This is a genomic window from Roseateles sp. (genome assembly GCF_965262435.1).
Taxonomy (GTDB): domain Bacteria; phylum Pseudomonadota; class Gammaproteobacteria; order Burkholderiales; family Burkholderiaceae_C; genus Paucibacter_A.
Window position 1 is genome coordinate 106,235 of sequence record NZ_OZ253537.1, and the last position, 16,947, is coordinate 123,181.

13 protein-coding genes are annotated in these 16,947 nt (G+C 66.7%); 5 read left to right on the forward strand and 8 right to left on the reverse strand.

Annotated elements, in window-relative coordinates; genetic code table 11:
- The first annotated feature begins 166 nt into the window (after positions 1-166).
- Positions 167-751 (forward strand): BON domain-containing protein, encoded by a 585-nt coding sequence (locus ACQY39_RS00495; RefSeq protein WP_428502959.1) that lies wholly within the window; start codon positions 167-169, stop codon positions 749-751.
- Here the strand turns inward: ACQY39_RS00495 and ACQY39_RS00500 are convergent.
- Positions 741-1,769: an NAD(P)/FAD-dependent oxidoreductase gene (locus tag ACQY39_RS00500; RefSeq protein WP_428502960.1), complete on the reverse strand. Its 1,029-nt coding sequence runs from the start codon at positions 1,767-1,769 to the stop codon at positions 741-743. The two genes, ACQY39_RS00495 and ACQY39_RS00500, sit on opposite strands and share 11 nt — an antisense overlap.
- Before the next feature lie 146 nt (positions 1,770-1,915).
- On the opposite strand from ACQY39_RS00500, the gene ACQY39_RS00505 reads away from it, so the two are divergent.
- A complete protein-coding gene (locus ACQY39_RS00505) occupies positions 1,916-2,170 on the forward strand; it encodes a TIGR02450 family Trp-rich protein (RefSeq protein ID WP_263517726.1) in 255 nt (84 codons plus the stop codon).
- Positions 2,167-2,889, forward strand: coding sequence for an SDR family NAD(P)-dependent oxidoreductase (locus tag ACQY39_RS00510; protein ID WP_428502961.1), 723 nt, complete (start codon positions 2,167-2,169; stop codon positions 2,887-2,889). The genes ACQY39_RS00505 and ACQY39_RS00510 overlap by 4 nt, the downstream gene beginning before the upstream one ends.
- Positions 2,890-2,897: 8 nt before the next feature.
- On the opposite strand, the gene ACQY39_RS00515 is transcribed toward ACQY39_RS00510, so the two are convergent.
- The 7 genes from ACQY39_RS00515 to ACQY39_RS00545 form a co-directional block, all read right to left on the reverse strand.
- Positions 2,898-4,184 (reverse strand): glycoside hydrolase family 18 protein, encoded by a 1,287-nt coding sequence (locus tag ACQY39_RS00515; RefSeq protein ID WP_428502962.1) that lies wholly within the window; start codon positions 4,182-4,184, stop codon positions 2,898-2,900.
- Between the two features lie 129 nt (positions 4,185-4,313).
- On the reverse strand, positions 4,314-5,042 hold the full coding sequence (locus ACQY39_RS00520) for a hypothetical protein (protein WP_428502963.1): 729 nt from the start codon (positions 5,040-5,042) through the stop codon (positions 4,314-4,316).
- 24 nt (positions 5,043-5,066) lie between these two features.
- Positions 5,067-6,836, reverse strand: coding sequence for an arsenical pump-driving ATPase (gene arsA / locus ACQY39_RS00525; RefSeq protein WP_428502964.1), 1,770 nt, complete (start codon positions 6,834-6,836; stop codon positions 5,067-5,069).
- Between the two features lie 44 nt (positions 6,837-6,880).
- Positions 6,881-7,768 (reverse strand): EamA family transporter, encoded by an 888-nt coding sequence (locus ACQY39_RS00530; protein ID WP_428510683.1) that lies wholly within the window; start codon positions 7,766-7,768, stop codon positions 6,881-6,883.
- 157 nt (positions 7,769-7,925) lie between these two features.
- Entirely contained in the window at positions 7,926-8,504 is a 579-nt protein-coding gene (locus ACQY39_RS00535) for a hypothetical protein (RefSeq protein ID WP_428502965.1), read from the reverse strand.
- A 190-nt stretch (positions 8,505-8,694) separates the two neighbouring features.
- Positions 8,695-9,282, reverse strand: a complete 588-nt coding sequence (locus ACQY39_RS00540; protein ID WP_428502966.1) for a hypothetical protein — start codon at positions 9,280-9,282, stop codon at positions 8,695-8,697.
- 14 nt (positions 9,283-9,296) lie between these two features.
- On the reverse strand, positions 9,297-9,875 hold the full coding sequence (locus ACQY39_RS00545; protein ID WP_428502967.1) for an Lrp/AsnC family transcriptional regulator: 579 nt from the start codon (positions 9,873-9,875) through the stop codon (positions 9,297-9,299).
- Between the two features lie 255 nt (positions 9,876-10,130).
- Between ACQY39_RS00545 and ACQY39_RS00550 the strand changes: the two genes are divergently transcribed.
- Both ACQY39_RS00550 and ACQY39_RS00555 read left to right on the forward strand, forming a co-directional pair.
- Positions 10,131-13,694: an indolepyruvate ferredoxin oxidoreductase family protein gene (locus tag ACQY39_RS00550; RefSeq protein WP_428502968.1), complete on the forward strand. Its 3,564-nt coding sequence runs from the start codon at positions 10,131-10,133 to the stop codon at positions 13,692-13,694.
- A gap of 542 nt (positions 13,695-14,236) precedes the next feature.
- The gene (locus tag ACQY39_RS00555) at positions 14,237-16,849 is read left to right on the forward strand and encodes an AAA family ATPase (protein ID WP_428502969.1); all 2,613 of its coding nucleotides are present in this window, start codon (positions 14,237-14,239) and stop codon (positions 16,847-16,849) included.
- Positions 16,850-16,947 lie beyond the last annotated feature (98 nt).

Consider the following 16,947-nt stretch of genomic DNA (forward strand, 5'->3'; position numbering starts at 1 on the left):
GACCCTGCCAGCAAATTGTTACGACTGATTGTGAGCCGGGGCGTCGCCTCCGGCACCCGGGTTCGCCCTGATGGCCCGTGCCCTGCCGGTGCGCTGGCGTACCGACGCCAGCCCGGGTCCGCGCCACATTCAAGCGCACTCACGCTCAGCCACCAGGATGGACCCCATGACCTACGCTCTACCCCCCCTCGCGGCACGCCGCCTCGTACCCGCGGCCGTCGCCGCCTCGCTCTTGCTCTTGCTCGGCGCCTGCAACCGGGCGCCCGAGACGCCGGTCACGCCCACGACTTCGGTGGGCAACCAGATCGACGACACGGTGATCACCACCCGCATCAAGACCGCCTTGCTCGAAGACCCCAGCATCAAGAGCCTCAGCATCGATGTCGAGACCCGCAAGGGCGAAGTCATCCTGAGCGGCCATGCCGATCAGCAAAGCCAGATTGACTTGGCCGGTCGCATTGCCACCGCGGTGGTGGGTGTGAGTTCGGTCGACAACCATCTGGCGCTCAAGGGCCCGTCCGCCTCGGTCGGTCAGACCACCGACGATGTGATCGTCACCAGCCGGGTCAAGACCGCCCTGCTCAATGAACCCCTGGTCAAGAGCTTTGACATCTCGGTCACCACCCTCAAGGGCGATGTGCGCCTGACCGGTTTCGTCAACAACCAGGCCCAGATCGACCGCAGCATCGCCGTGGCACGCGCCGTCGAGGGCGTGCACAGCATCCACGACGAGCTGACGATCAAGAAGTAAGCGATGCGGCCCGGGCGTTGAGCAGGGCCTGGGCCAGGGCTCGGCCGCTGCGCCAGGCACCTTCGACCTTGCCGCCCATCAGCCAGTCGCCACACAGGCCCAGGCCGGCGGCCGCATCCCAGTCGCAGCCCAGGGTCAGGGGCGGTGCGCTGTCGGCATAACGCCATCGATGCACGGCCAGTTGATCGGGCGCACGGCCACCCAGCTCGGCAAAAGCGGCCAGCAGGGGCTCGCTGGCCTGTTCGGGCGTCAGCTCCAGATTTGCCTCGCTCCATTCGGCCTCGGCATGCAGCAACCAGGTTTCGCCGCTGCCCGCCAGCGCACGGCCCGGCTTGCTGCTGTCGCGAGCCACCCAGCGCAAAGGCCCCTGGTTGACGAAGGCGGCATCGAAATCCAGGTCAAGCGCCTGCTCGTAGCGCAGCATCAGCGCCCAGCTGCCACGCATGCGGGCGGCAGCGGCACGGGCGCGCAAGGCTTCGCTGTGGCCGGCCAGCAAGGGCGCGGCCTGCGGCGCGGGCACAGCCAGCAGCACCGCGGCGAAGGCCTGCGCGGCCAGCGCCTGATGCTCGGCTTCGGCCAGCTGCAGCTGCCAGGCGCCATCGGCGCGGCGCTGCAGGCCTTGCACAGTGGCCTGGACATGAAGCGGCAAGGACTGCGCCAGCCAGCGCGCCGGCGCCGTCATCTGCGGCAAGCCGACGAAGCGCTCCGTCTCACTCTTCCCGCGCTCCGCTGGGCTGGGGCCGAACACGCGCAGGCGCGGCTGCCAGGGCGTAGCCACGCCAGCCGCCTGCCAACGCGCCAGCTCGGCGCGGAACTCGGGGTCGCGGGCGGTGAAGTACTGGGCGCCATGGTCGCATTGCCAGCCCTCGCCGCGGCGTGTGCTCATGCGCCCAGCCGGGCCTCGGCTCTTCTCGAACAGTTGCACGGGCACGCCGGCCGCCTGCAAGGCCTGGGCGCAAGACAAACCGGCCAGGCCGGCGCCGACGATGGCCACGGGGGCGAGAGAAGAGAGAGACATGGGCAGCGGCGCTCCGGGCAATGACGGCCACGATTGTCCGGTTCTAAGTGATCGAGGAGCTGGCCACCTCGGGATGCGCCGGGGCCCGGGTCGGGCATTGCCGGCCGGCGCTGCGGCGTGGCCACGCTTGGGCTAGGCTGCAGCCCATGTCATCCCCACACCCCGCCCCGCCCCTGCACCCCAAGAAGCTGCTGCACAGCAAATGGACTGCGTTGCAGCCGCAGCAGCGCGAGCGTCATTTCATGGTCAGCCGCGTCATCGCGCCCGAGATTGGCCCCAGCGGCCAGCCCGGCCCGGTCGAGTGGATCGAATTGGAGGCGGTGTTGTCCAAGCGCGTACAGCGCTTGGCCTGGCGCGACTTGCGCGACAGCGAGCGCTGGCGCCAGGGCTGGCTGGCATGAGCGACGTCGCCCCTTTCCAGGGCATGGCCAGCCTGCCCGAGGGCTACCGCGCCCTGGTGATCGGCGCCTCGGGCGCTTTGGGCGCGGCCTTTGAGGCCCAGCTGCAAGCCGACCCGCGCTGCGCGGGCGTCATCGGCCTGCACCGGCAGTCCGCGCCAGCCCTGGACTTTGCCGACGAGGCCAGCATCGCCACGGCCGCGCAAGCCCTGCGTGAACAGGCGCCCTTTCACATCCTCATCAACGCCGCCGGCCTGCTGCACAGCGCCGACTTCATGCCCGAGAAAAAGCTCGGCGAGCTCAGCTACGCCCAGCTGCAGGCCACCTTCCTGGTCAACACTTTCGGCCCGGCCCTGCTGCTGCGGCACTTCCTGCCGCTGATGGACAAGCAGCGCAGCGTGCTGGCCCTGCTCTCGGCCAAGGTGGGCAGCATCGAGGACAACCGACTGGGCGGCTGGTACAGCTACCGGGCGTCCAAGGCTGCCCTGAACATGCTGCTCAAGACCGCCGCCATCGAAGCCAAACGCAGCCTGCCCGGCGCGGCCCTGATTGCTCTGCACCCAGGCACAGTCAGCTCAGCCCTGTCACGCCCGTTTCGCGGCGACGAGATCGGCCGCGCGCCAGCCCTGGCCGCGCAAGAAATGCTGGCGGTGCTGGACCGCGTGCAGGCCGAGGACAGTGGCAGCTTCTTGAGTTACCAGGGCGAGCGCCTGCCCTGGTAAACGCATGCTCAGCGCGTGAGCAAGAGATTGCCCACGCCGTGGTTCATGGCATTGAGCAGATCGCCGTTGTCCTGGGTCAGCTCCCAGGCGAACAGGCCGGCCAGGCCTTGCTTGACGGCGTACCGGCCCTTGGCGATGACAGCGCGCGGATCGTCATAGCCCATCCAGAGCTTGTGCTTGGGGTGGAACAGGCTCCAGGACTGGGTCTGAGCATCGAACTGGGCCAGATAACCGTTCACGCCCTGGCCCTTGGGGCCTAGGTAGCGGGCGGCGATTTCGCGGTAGCCGGCCGAGCCATCGGCGCCGGGGTAGCCGCCGGTCTTGAAGGCACCCGTCTGCGGGCGATCAACGCCGGCAAAGCCACGGCCGTACATGGCCACGCCGCCCACCAGCTTGGCACGCGGCACACCGGCGGCCTCGAGGTTGCGCACCGAGCGGTCGAGGCTGTCGTCGGCCTCGATGCCGGCGGCGTTGCGGCTGCTCATCAACGTGCTGTGGTGGCCCGCCGCGGCTGACCAGTTGCCGTAGAAGTCGTAGGTCATCATGAAGATGAGATCGAGCGCCGGCGCCGCCTGCTTGAAGTTGATGCGCTTGACCACCGTCTCGCCACTGTTGATCGCGGTGCTCAGCAGATAGGGCCGGCCGGTCTCGGCCTCCAGGCGCTGCAGGCCACGGCGCAGGTCGACCATCAGGTCGGCATAGGCCTGGCCGTCGGTCGGGCTGCCCAGGGGCACGCCGTTGGCGGAACCGTTGTCGCCCGGGTGCTCCCAGTCGATGTCGATGCCGTCGAAGCTCGGGTGATCGCGCAGGAACTGCAGAGACGACTCGACAAAGACCGCGCGCTTGGCCGCATCGGGCGCCATATGGAAAAAGCCGTCCGAGCCGCCCCAGCCACCGACCGAGGCCAGCACCTTGACCTGGGGCTCGCGCGCCTTCAAGCGCGCAAAGGCGGCGTCGAAAGTTTTCTCGGCGCCGCCGGTGCTGAGCTGGAAGTCCTTCTTGCCCACGCAGCGCGCTGCGTCCTTGGCGATCTGGCCCGGGCCGCAGAGGCGCAGAAAGGAATACAGCAAGTGCGTCACGCTGCCGGCCGGGATGCGGTCGACGTGGGCAGCGCTCTCCCACATGGGCACGTAGACACCCACGACTTTGGCGCTTGTGCGCTCGACCGGCAGCGGCTTGCCGCCGAACACGGGGTAAGGCGCAGCATCGACCGCCTGGGCCGAGGCCGTCAACAAGGACAAACAAAGCGCGGTGGCCGCCAGGGCCGAACGGGAGGTGGACAGCGACAAAAACATGATCAAAAAACAAGCTCCAAACCAGGACGCTGGAGACTAGCAGGCGCCGGCGGCGCCCCATACCGGCAAGCGCCCGCGGGTCTCAAGATTGGCTTAAGCCACGCGCGAAAGGCAGCGCCGTTCGCCCAGTCACGGCGCCAGATCGACGCGCAGCTGCAGCTCGCGCTGGGTCTGCGATTCGGCCGCCCGGGTGCTGAACACGCCGCGTTCCTGCGCCTGCACCGCCGCACCGGTGCGCGCCACCGTCAGCCATTCGCCCAGGCGCAGCTGCACGCTGCTGTCGAGCTGGGTCTGGCCGGCCGGCTGGCCGTTCGGGCCGGGCTCGCCCGAGGGGGTTTGCACCTTGAGGTCCAGGCGCGCCGGCTGCTGGCCGCCGGGCCAGAACACGGCCACGGTGAAGCCACGCGTCTGCTCGACAAAGCCGCTGCGCGGCACGGCGCGCACGCGCGCATCCGCCATAGTGGGCGTGCCGCCCCCGGCCGCCGCCGCGCCGTCCATCTGCACCGACACATCGACCCACTGCACCGGCACTTTCTCGTTGAGCTGGAACTGCGCCTGCCGGCCGTTCAGCACCAGCACGCGCTGGGTCTGCTGGCCGCTCTGGCTGTGGCTGCTGGTGCTCAGGCTCACACCGGGCGTGGGCGAGACGCTGCCGCCCGTGCCCACCACCACGGCCCCGTCACGCACACCGGCCAGGCTGGCGCCGTCCATGCGGCTTTCCACCCAACGCATCTCAACCCAGAGGTTGCGGGGCGGCAGCTTGGCCACGGGCTGAGCCCAGCCGAGCATCGGCATCAGGCCCAGGGCAATCAGAAGCAAGCAGGCCCGGCGGGGAAGGAGTGAGTGGGATGCGTTCATGCGCCCAGCATAGGCCGCCGCGACTTAGCGCGCCAGCGCAGCCAGGGCCGGTATGCCGACCGGCGGCTGGGCACACCAGGGCAGCCAGAAGAGGCGCTGCGCCAGATGCTCGTCCGCGATGCGCTGCATCTGCCGCTGCTCGCCAGCCAGGCGGGCGCTCAAGAGCGGGTCGTGCGCGCCAGCGGCCAGCAGGCTGCGGTTCATGACCCAGGCAAAGGGCTCGATGCCGGCGCGGCGCAGATCGCTTTGCAGCGCTGCTGCTTGCGAGACCGGCGTCTGCTCGGCCAGGGTGACCAAGAGGATGCGGGTGTAGGCCGGGTCTTGCAAGCGCATCAGCGGTGTGATCAGTCGTGCGCTCGCACCACCACCACCGCCACCCTGCAGCTCGCGGCGCATCTGGCGGTCGTAGGCGCCGGTGGCGTCCATCAGCAGCAGCGAGTGGCCGGTGGGCGCCGTGTCCAGCACGACAAAGGCGCTGCGCGCCTCGCTGACCACGCGCGAAAACGCGTGGAACACGGCCACCTCTTCGGTGCAGGGCGATTGCAGGTCTTCCAGCAGCAGGGCGCGGCCGGCCTCATCCAGATCGCGGCCCTTGTGGGCCATGACCTTGGCGATATAAGCCTCGGTCTCGCGCTTGGGATCAATGGCATCGACGCGCAAACCGGGCAGCTCGCCCTGCAGCGTGGGCAGCACGTGGGCGGCCGGATCGGTCGTGCTGAGATGCACCGCATGGCCGCGCTGCACCAGGCCGATGGCCAGGGCGGCGGCGATGGTGGTCTTGCCCACGCCGCCCTTGCCCATGACCAGGAAGAGGCCCCGGCCGGCGGCGGCCAGCTCATCGCACAGGGCCGACAGGCGGGCGGCCTCATCGGGCGCCGCCAAGGCGGAAGCGCCCAAAGCTTGGGCCGGCAACGTTGTGGAGGGATCTTGAAACAAGGCGCGCAGCGCGGCCAGGCCCACCATGTCCATTGGCCGCAGCGGCAACTCTCGGCGCGGCAGTGCGGCCAAGGCTGCGGGCATGGCGGCCAGCGCCGTCTGGCCCTGGGCTTCGAGGGCGGCCGCCACCGGGTCATCCGAGACGCTGGCATGGAAGACGCCGTTGACCAACAGACGCTGGCGCTTCAGCCCCAAACTCTGCAGCTCGACGGCACTGCGCGCGGCCTCGTCCAGCGCGCCACGCTCGGGTCGGGCCACCAGCACCACCTCGGTCAGCGCCGGGTCGCACAAGGCCGCCAGCGCGGCCTGGAACCGTGCCTCCTGCATCTTCAAGCCCGAGTGCGGGCCCAGGCAGGAAGCACCGCGATCGTTGTCGGCCAGAAAGCCGCTCCAGGCCTTGGGCAGGCTGAGCAGGCGCAGGGTGTGGCCGGTGGGTGCGGTGTCGAAGACGATGTGGTCAAAGCCCGGCGCGCCTTCGGCCAGCAGGCTGGCGAACTCGTCAAAAGCAGCAATCTCGGTGGTGCAGGCGCCGCTGAGCTGCTCGCGCACCGTGTCCCGCTCGGCGGCACTGGCACCGGCGCCCAGCTGCGCCAGCACGCGCTGGCGGTAGTCCTCGGCGGCCTGGTTGGGGTCGATATTCATGACCGACAGGCCCGGCGCTCCGGGCACGGGCACCGGCAGCTGGCGCAGCGGGATGGCCAGCATCTCATCGAGGTTGGAGGCCGCGTCGGTGCTGACCAGCAGCACGCGCTGGCCGGCGTCGGCCAGGGCCAGGGCGGTGGCGGTGGAGCAAGAGGTTTTGCCGACACCGCCCTTGCCGGTGAAGAACTGGAAGCGTGGGGTGTTCGAGATGTCCATGGGCCCAGCCTAACGCAGCATCAAGGCCTTGACTGTGCGCTGGGTCATGCCGCCTGCGTTCTTCCCTTGCGCAAAGGCCACAGCAGATTCAGCCCCAGACCGGCCAACACCAAACCGGCGGCGATCAGCTTCCAGGCTGGCAGGCTTTCGCCCAAGACCAGGGCCGCAGTGCTCATGCCGAAGACCGGCACCAGCAAGGCCATGGGCACGACGGTGGCCGGCGCATGACGGGCCAGCAGCCAGCCCCAGGCGGCGTAGCCGAACAAGGTGTTGCCCAGGGCCTGCCAGAGCACGGCCGCCCAGGTGCCGAGATCCGCCTTGTGCAAGCCCGCCGCCATGGCTTGCGGCCCCTCGACCAGCAGGGACAGCAGCAGCAAGGGTGGCACGGCGAAGACACTGGTCCAGACCATATAGGCCAGCATATTCACCCGCCCGGCCTGCTTGCCGACCATGTTCGCGCAAGCCCAGCTGAAGGCCGCGGCCAGCACCATGGCCAGGCCCAAGGGCGTGGCGCTGCCGTCGGTGTGGCTGGCGATCAGGGCGATGCCCGAGGCCGCCAGGCCCAGAGCCAGCCATTGGTAGCACCGTACCGGCTCGCGCGTCAGGCGCATGGACAGCATGAGGGTGAAAAACACTTGAGTTTGAATCACCAGCGAAGCCAGGCCGGGCGAGATGGCGGGCTGCGGCCCGCGCATGGCCAGAAAGAGCAGGCCGAACTGACCGACGCCGATCAAGAGTCCATAGCTGGCGAGATTGCGCCATGGCAAGTCAGGCCGCTGGATGAAGAACACGGCCGGCAGCACCGCCAAGCTGAAGCGCAAGGTGGCGAACAACAAGGGCGGCAAGGCGTCGAGTCCGAGGCGGATGACGACGAAATTGCTGCCCCAGATGGCCACCACGGCCAGGGCGAGCAGGAAATGTTTGAAAGGCAGGCGGGCGCTGGCGCTCATGTCCGGGGGTTCACGAAGTGAAGACCCAGACTATCAGCTGGCTGAGGTCGCAGGGCCGGCATTGGGCGCTGTGCGCGCGCCAACCATGAGCCTCCTGCCTGCAGGGACCAAAGCCGGCAAGCGCAGCCCCGCCCCCGACTCAGGCGCCGCGCCGGCCGGTAGCCACCACCCCGGCCAAGGCCAGCAGCCCGGCCAGCAACAAAGCAGCAGCACCGGGCTCCGGCACCGGCGACACCTGACCGGCACCGTTGATGGTGTTGACGAAGCTGCCCATGTCCTTGTTCAGATAGCCGCTGGTCACCAGCACATAGCGGCCGCCCGCGTTCAGGTCAAAGTTCATGGTCGCCGGGCCGAAACCGAGGCCGCTGACGCCCTTGAGGATGTTGACGCGTGCGTCAGCCGGGTTGAATGCGGTCTGGTAGAGGAACAGGTAGTTGTCCCAGACGCCGCCGGTGGTGCCGGTGTCGCCGGGCACCAGGCTCTCGAAGCTGTAGCTGCCGGCTTGGTCGACACTGAACTCGAAGGCATTGAAATGCACCGCATTGGCCACGGAGGACAAATTGGGGCCGCTGCCGATCAGGCGTTGGAAGGTCGGGCTGGCGCTGATGTCGCCGCTGAACTGGTAGCTGGCAGCCTGCGCGGCACCGCCGGCGCTCAAGGCGCCAGCGGCACAAGCCAGGGCTGCAAGACGAAAACGGCTGTGGGTCTTGAGTTTCATGGAAAAGGTCTCCTCCTCGATCGATGTTGTGAGCGCGGGCCCCTGCGTGCAGACAAGGCACGAAGAAAAAGCCCGCGACGGCTCCAGCCAAGCTCCGCCCTAACGGTCGGTTCAGCCGGGGAGCGGAATATAGAGTTGTTCCGCCTCACTTCGCGTCAGGGAAAACCAGCCTACGCCGACAGAGAAGCTTTCAGCGCTGCCGCGCCGCCCGATCGGCCGGATAGATGACCACGCGCTGCAGCCAGAGCGCGAACTTGTGGCCGCGCGGCTGGGCCGTGCCCTGCAGGCCGGCCAGCAAGGCGTCCGCCCGCAGCTGCAGGCGGCGGCCGCTGGCGTCCATGCGGCAGCGGGCCGGGTCGAGCCGGGCTTGCACGATCCAGGATTCGGGCAGGTCCACCCCGGCACGGCGCACCTCCTCGCAGCTCAGCCAGGGCTGACCGTCCAGGTCGCGTTCGATGTGCAGGTAGGCGCCCATGAAGCTGTAGCGCTGCCCCTGGACATCGGCCCAGCGCGCCGGCGCGGCCCAGGCCCAGAGTTCAGCCAGGCCGGACAGCAGGGCCGGCAATAGCAAATAGGTCAAAGACAGGGCGCTGAACAGCGCGCCCCACAGGCCCACCCACCAGACGGGCAGCACGCAAAGCAGCAAGCCCAGCAGGAACTGGCCCAGCAGACGCGCACCCGAACGCTCGCCATCCGCACGCCGCCACGCCGCCTTCATGGCGCGGCGCAAGGCGTGGCTGCTACGGGCCGCAATCGCATCCAGCTCCGGCATGGGCATGGTGTGTCGCGCCTTCAGCCGCCGCGCAAATGCCGCAGCGGCACGCCGCCCCCGGCCTTCACTTCACCGAGCGAAAAGCTGGTGTGCACATCCTTGACGTTAGGCAGGTGCAAGAGGGTGTCGATGGTAAACCGGCTGAAGGCCTCCAGATCGGTGGCCAGCACTTGCAGCTCAAAGGTGCCGGCGCCCGAGATGTAGTGGCAGGAAATCACCTCGGGCAGCTTGCGGATGGCGTCCTCCAAGGGCTTGGTCGAGGTGCCGGTGTTGCGGTCGGCGTCCACGCGCACAAAGGCGAGCACGCCGAGGCCGATCTTGCGGCGGTCGATCTCGGCGCGGTAGCCGGTGATGAAGCCCTGTTCCTCCAGCCACCGCACGCGCCGCCAGGTGGGCGCGGTGGACAGGCCGATGCGCGCCGACAGTTCGGCATTGGAAAGCCGCGCATCCTTCTGCAGCTCGGCCAGGATGGCGATGTGATAGCGGTCCAGGGTGTCGCCCTGGGGCTGATCACCGGCCAGGCCGGCATCTCCCGGCGCCGCTGCAGCCTCGTCGGTGGACTGCGGGTTTTTACCAGACGACGACCTTCTGATTGCCATTTGTTTCCCGAATTTAGATTTCGGGAAAGATTATTGCTCAAGCAGCCGATTTGCAAGCCCAAATAGCAAGCACCGCTCGCCGCCCTTTCCCTACACTTCTGCCTGCCTTCTGACGCGGGCGCGGCCGGGCCGCGCCCTCTGTACATCAGGCCCCAGCACCGGACATACTGCCGGTCACCCGCACACGGGAGCATGGCCGCCACAAGCGGCAGCAGCCAGCCCGGTTCCACCCCGAGACAAGCCGAGACACCCCACATGAATGCTCCCCTGCCCGACCACATCCTGCGTGCGCTAGAGAAGGTCACGCTGGACGACAAATACGCGCTCGACGCCGGCCGCGCCTTCATGAGCGGGGTGCAAGCCCTCGTTCGCCTGCCCATGCTGCAGCGCACGCGCGATGGCATCCAGGGCCTGAACACCGCCGGCTTTGTGTCGGGCTACCGCGGTTCGCCGCTGGGTGGCTACGACCAGGCCCTGCAAGCGGCCAAGAAGCATCTGGCCAAGCAGAACATCGTCTTCCAGCCCGGCGTCAACGAAGAACTCGGCGCCACCGCCGTCTGGGGCACGCAGCAGCTGGACCTGTTCAAGGAAAAAGCCAAGTTCGACGGCGTTTTCGGCATCTGGTACGGCAAGGGCCCGGGCGTGGACCGCTGCATCGACGTGTTCAAGCACGCGAACATGGCCGGCACCGCAAAGCATGGCGGCGTGATCGCCATTGCCGGCGATGACCACATCGCCAAGAGCTCCACCGCCGCCCACCAAAGCGACCACGTCTTCAAGGCCGCCGGCTTCCCGGTGTTCTTCCCCAGCAGCGTGCAAGACATCCTGGACATGGGCTTGCATGCCTTTGCCATGAGCCGCTTCTCGGGCCTGTGGTCGGGCATGAAGACGATCCAGGAAATCGTCGAGTCGTCCGCTTCGGTCAGCGTCGACCCGGACCGCGTCAACATCATCCTGCCGGAAGACTTCCGCATGCCGGCCGGCGGCCTGCACATCCGTTGGCCCGACCCGCCGCTGGACCAGGAAGCGCGCATGATGGACCACAAGTGGTACGCCGCCCTGGCGTACGTGCGCGCCAACAAGCTGAACTACAACGTCATCGAGACCAAGCAGGACCGCTTCGGCCTGATCGCCTCGGGCAAGGCCTACAACGACACCCGCCAGGCTCTGCATGACCTGGGCCTGGACGACGACACCTGCCGCCGCCTCGGCATCCGCCTGCACAAGGTCAATGTGGTCTGGCCGCTGGAAGCGACCATCACCCGTGATTTCGCCGACGGCCTGCAAGAGATCTTGGTCGTTGAAGAAAAGCGCCAGGTCATCGAGTACCAGATCAAGGAACAGCTCTACAACTGGCGCCCCGATGTGCGCCCGCATGTGCTGGGCAAGTTCGACGACGACGCCGACTCCGGCGCCCTGGGTGGCGAATGGGGCATGGCCAACCCGAGCAAGAACTGGCTGCTGCGTCCGCAGGCCGACCTGACCCCGGCCATCATCGCCCGCGCGATTGCCAAGCGCCTGAAGAAGCTGGGCGTGGACGCCGATGTGTCGGCCCGCCTGGACGCCCGCGTGGCCCTGATCGACGGCAAGGAAAACGCCCTCAAGGCCGAAGAGAAGACCGCCGGCGGCGCCGACCGCACGCCCTGGTTCTGCTCGGGCTGCCCGCACAACACCAGCACCCGCGTGCCCGAGGGCTCGCGTGCCGTGGGCGGCATCGGCTGCCACTACATGGTCACCTGGATGCCGGGCCGCAACACCGCCACCTTCACCCAGATGGGCGGCGAAGGCGTGCCATGGGTGGGCCAGTCGGCCTTCACGAACGAGAAGCACATCTTCTCCAACCTCGGTGACGGCACCTACTTCCACAGCGGCATCCTGGCGATCCGCCAGAGCATCGCCTCGGGCGTGAACATCACCTACAAGGTGCTCTACAACGACGCCGTCGCCATGACCGGCGGCCAGCAGGTCGGTGAGCGCGCCGAAGGCCACAGCGTGCTGCAGATCATGCAGAGCCTGATCTCGGAAGGCGTGGCCAAACTGGTGATCGTGACCGACGAGCCCGAGAAGTACCAGGGCGTGTCCCTGATCGCCGGCGTCACCGTGCACCACCGCGACGAGCTCGACGCCATCCAGCGCGAGTTCCGCGAGATCCCGGGCACCACGGCCATCATTTACGACCAGACCTGCGCCACCGAAAAGCGCCGCCGCCGCAAGCGGGGCAAGCTGGTCGACCCGGCCAAGCGCGTGGTCATCAACGAGCTGGTCTGCGAAGGCTGCGGCGACTGCAGCATCCAGTCCAACTGCCTGTCCATCGAACCGCTGGACACCGATTTTGGCCGCAAGCGCCAGATCAACCAGAACAGCTGCAACAAGGACTACAGCTGCGTCAAGGGCTTCTGCCCCAGCTTCGTCACCGTCGAGGGCGGCGAACTGAAGAAGCCCAAGAAGGACAAGCGCCTCAACCCCTTCGACGCCTCGCTCGGCGCCGTGCCTCAGCCCATCATCCCTAACGCCGAAAAGGCCTGGGGCATTGTGGTGGCCGGCGTGGGCGGCACTGGTGTCATCACCATCGGCCAGCTGCTGGGCATGGCCGCCCACCTGGAAGGCAAGGGCGTGATCACGCAGGACGCGGCCGGCTTGGCGCAAAAGGGCGGCAGCACCTGGAGCCACATCCAGATCGCCAACAGCGCCGACGCCATCCACTGCACCAAGGTGGGCACGGCCGAGGCCGATCTGGTGATCGCCTGCGATTCCATCGTCGCCGCCAACAAGACCACCCTCGCCGTCATGCGCGAAGGCCACACCTTTGTGGCGCTGAACACCCACGGCTCGCCGACCGCCAGCCTGGTCAACAACGCCGACTGGAGCTTCCCCGGCGCCGCCTGCGAAGCCGCCGTCATGGCCGCGGTGGGCAAGGAGCATCTGGGTCTGTTCGACGCCGAAGAAGTGGCCGTCAAGCTGATCGGTGACTCGCTCTACACCAACCCCCTGATGCTGGGCTACGCTTGGCAAAAGGGCCGCGTGCCCCTGAGCTATGCCGCCCTGATGCGCGCCATCGAGCTGAACAATGTGCAGATCGACAACAACAAGGCCGCCTTCGAGTGGGGCCGTCGCTGCGCCATCGATCTGGCTGCCGTGCAAGGCCTGTACGCCGCCCGCCAGGTCATCAACATCGTCAAGCGCCCCAGCGTGGACGAGCTGGTGGCCAAGCGCGTGGACTTCCTGACCGGCTACCAGAACGCGGCCTATGCCGAGCAGTACAAAGCCTTCGTCGAGAAGGTGCGCGCGGCCGAGGGCAGCCTGAGCAGCACGGCGCTGACCGAGGCTGTGGCCAAGTACCTGTTCAAGCTGATGGCCTACAAGGACGAGTACGAAGTCGCCCGCCTGCACACCGACAAGAGCTTTGTCGAGAAGGTGGCCAGCCAGTTCGAAGGCAATTACAAGCTGGTGCACCACCTGGCCCCGCCGCTGCTGGCCAAGAAGAACGCCAAGGGCGAGCTGGTCAAGCAGCAGATGGGCGCCTGGGTTCGCCCGGCCTTCGGCCTGCTGGCCAAGCTCAAGGGCCTGCGCGGCACGGCACTCGACGTCTTCGGCTACACCGCCGAGCGCAAGATGGAACGCGCCCTGATCGGCGAGTACCGCGCCGCCATCGAAGCCATCCTGGCCAAGGGCTTGACCGCCGATCGCCTGAAGCTGGCCACCGAGATTGCCCGCATCCCCGAAGAAATTCGCGGTTATGGCCATGTCAAGGAGCGCCATGTCCACGCGGCCAAGGCCAAGTGGGAATCGCTGACGCATCAGTGGAAGCAACAGGCCTGATCCTCAGGCGCTAACCCGCTAACCGAAAGCCCGCCCTGATATGGCGGGCTTTTTCTTTGGGCCTTTGGGCCTTTGGGCGGCTGCGGTTGCGCTTGCGCTTGTGTTTGAACAGCCGGAACCGACCACATAGTCAAGGAGACACAGAGGAATTCAGAGGCGATGAGGGCTTCGACTTCTTTTCACCGTGCGCGCGATGATCGGCATTGATCCCAGCGCATGTTTGCGCTGAGCAAGCGGCTGCGCATGACGGTGCGGCAACTACGGCTTTGCAGCGGTTGCGGTCATCCGCTACTGTGAACCGAACTCACGATAGTCGTCATCAAGCGGTCACTGGGCTAGGTGACCGCGCGATGCACAAACGTCAGGTATTCGAGGTGCAAAGGCAGCTTTGCCCAAGCTGTTCTTGCCCACCGTCGCGGACCCGCGCAACCGCCCAGCTGCTTTACCATGACGCCGGTAAGACGCAAAGTGACGGGCATGAACCCGTGCGGCGTCGGCAGGCTCCATCGAGCCCGCACTAGCGTTTGGCAGAGGAGCAAGCGTTGACGATCCTTCAAGAAATCTACAACTGGTCCAAGATCCTGCCTTTATGGCAGCAAGACGCGATCCGCAGGCTCTACATCGACCGAACGTTGTCGGACACTGACCTTGAGGACCTCTACGCAATGGCCAAGGCGGAGCATGGCATCGTAGATCCTCAAAAGCGGACGCCAGCGGGATTGACGGCGGAACAGATCGCCGCGCCGTCCGTGCCAAACCGGCTCGTCCAGATCACCGCCATCAAGAATCTGCAGAACGTCAACGCGCTGGCCGAGGGTCAAAGCCTGCCAATCGCTCCCACCGGCCTGACCATCATCTACGGGGAGAACGGGGCGGGCAAATCCGGCTACTCGCGGGTGCTCAAGAAGGCGTGCAGAGCCCGGGACCAAGCCGAGGCAATCCTCCCCGACGCCCGGAAGCCTCGCGATCAGTCGACAGCGCCCGAGGCCACCTTCGACACCATAGTGGACGGTGCCACGACACCGCTTTCATGGAAGGGCGGCGGAACCTCGCCGGAACAGTTGTCGGAGATCTCGATCTTCGACTCGCACTGCGCGCACGCCTATCTGAACAACGACGGTGACTTCGCCTATGTCCCATACGGCCTCGACACCCTCGAAGCCTTGGTCAAAGCATGCGTCGCGGTAAAGCGGATGGCGACAGCCGAGCAGTCGGCCAACAAGGTCAACCTCGAACCGTTCGCCGTCCTGTCAAAGACGAACACCAAGACCGGCCGGCTTCTCGTCGGCCTTTCGGCGGCCACCAAGCCCAAGGAGATCGAGGAGCTCGCTGCCGTTACACCGCAAGACCTAGAGCGGCTCGCCATCCTGAACAAGACGTTGGCGGAGGCCGACCCCAAGCAGAAGGCCCAAGCGCTCCGGCTGCGGGCCAGCCGCTTCAATGGCCTAGCCGGTCGAATCGCGTCCGCCCTCGCCGTTGTGGACGACTCCAAGATAAAGGCTCTGCGGGATCTGGTCGAGAAATCCAACCGTGCGAAGCAAGCTGCTGAACTGGCGTCAAAGCAGTTCAAGGTCACCCCGGGCTTGCTGCCCGGGACGGGCTCCGAGCTATGGCAGGAGCTGTTTGAGGCGGCCCGGAAGTTCGCTGCGACCTCCCACACGGGGCATGCGTTCCCGTCCTTGCCCGAGGATTCCGCCTGCCCGCTGTGTCAGAACACGCTAGGAGCCGATGGCATTACCAAACTGGCGTCGTTCGACGCCTTCATCCAGCAGGAAGCGGAGAAGGCTGCCAAGGCGGCAAAGTCGACGGCGGCGGCTGCCTATCTCGCGATCAAGGACGCGAGCATCGACTTGTCAATCGACGATGCGTTGGGCAAGGAACTCGCGGACGCCTTTCCAGAATCCTCAGAATTGTTCGCGTCGTTCCAGAAGGCGATGCGGGAGCGCCGCGCCGCAGCGATGAATGCCGCCGGTGGCGCCATGCTATGGGACGACATCGCCGCGCTGCCGGCCGATCCGAGCTTCATGCTCATCGACATGGCCAAGGCACTCGGGATCGAGGCCCAGGCCCTAGAGGACTCGATGGACGAGAAAGCCAAGGCGGAGCAGGTCGCGGAACAGGCGGAGCTTGATGCCCGGGCGAAACTCGCCGAGATCAAGGCGACGGCGTTGGAAGCCATCGAGAAGCTGGTCCTGAACGACAAGCTGGAAGCATGTGCGACGGCGATCGTAACGACCGGCATCTCACAAAAGTCCACCCGGCTCTCGAACGAAATGGCGACGCAAGAGGTCGCAGACGCGCTGAACGCGGAGCTGCGCGCGCTGAACGTCCACGAGCTCCAAGTCGTGATGAAGGCGGCGACCGTCGGCGGGAAAGTCCAATATAAGCTAGCGATGCAGCTTCCCGGGGGCGGTAGGCCCTCGACGATCTTGAGCGAAGGCGAGCAGCGGGCCATCGCGATCGCGTCGTTCCTGGCGGAGGTGAAGCTGGGCAAGGGATTGGGCGGCATCGTCTTCGACGACCCCGTCTCGTCACTCGACCACCGCCGGAGGTGGCATGTGGCCACGAGGCTTGCCGAAGAGGCAAAGCACCGCCAGGTGATTGTTTTTACGCACGACATCTACTTCCTCTGCATCCTCCAGCAGGAGGCCGCACAAGCAGGCTGCGCCGAGTCGACGCAGTGCATCGGAAGAGGGCAAGCCGGCTTCGGCGTCCAAGCCAGCCGACTGCCGTTTGACACGCTCAGCACGTCCAAACGGGTGAAGGCCCTTCGGAACATGTGCGACGAGGTATTGCGGGTCCACAAGACTGGCGACGAGGCCGAGGCGACGCGGCTCAGCCGGGAGGCCTATTCGCACCTTCGGATGGCCTGGGAGCGTGCCGTGGAAGAGGTCTTGTTTCAGGGCGTCGTTACACGCTTCGCCGAAGGCGTCTCGACCCAACGACTCAAAAGCGTGATCGTCGAAGACAGCGACTACGACGCGGTCGACGCAGGCATGACCAAGAGCTCGAAATTCTCAGGCCATGATGCCGCCACGTCCGCGCAGCTTGCAACGCCGCATCCCGACGACCTGCGGTCCGATATTGACAAGCTCGAAGCATGGCGCGTGGCAGTGGAGGCTCGCAAAGCCACCGTCGAAGCGAGGCGGAAGTAGCTACTTAGGTATCGAATCCCGCAAGCTCTTATGGCTGCTTGTTGAAGAGTTCAGGCCGTTACACCTGCCACTGGTTGAGCGACTGAAGATGCGCAACG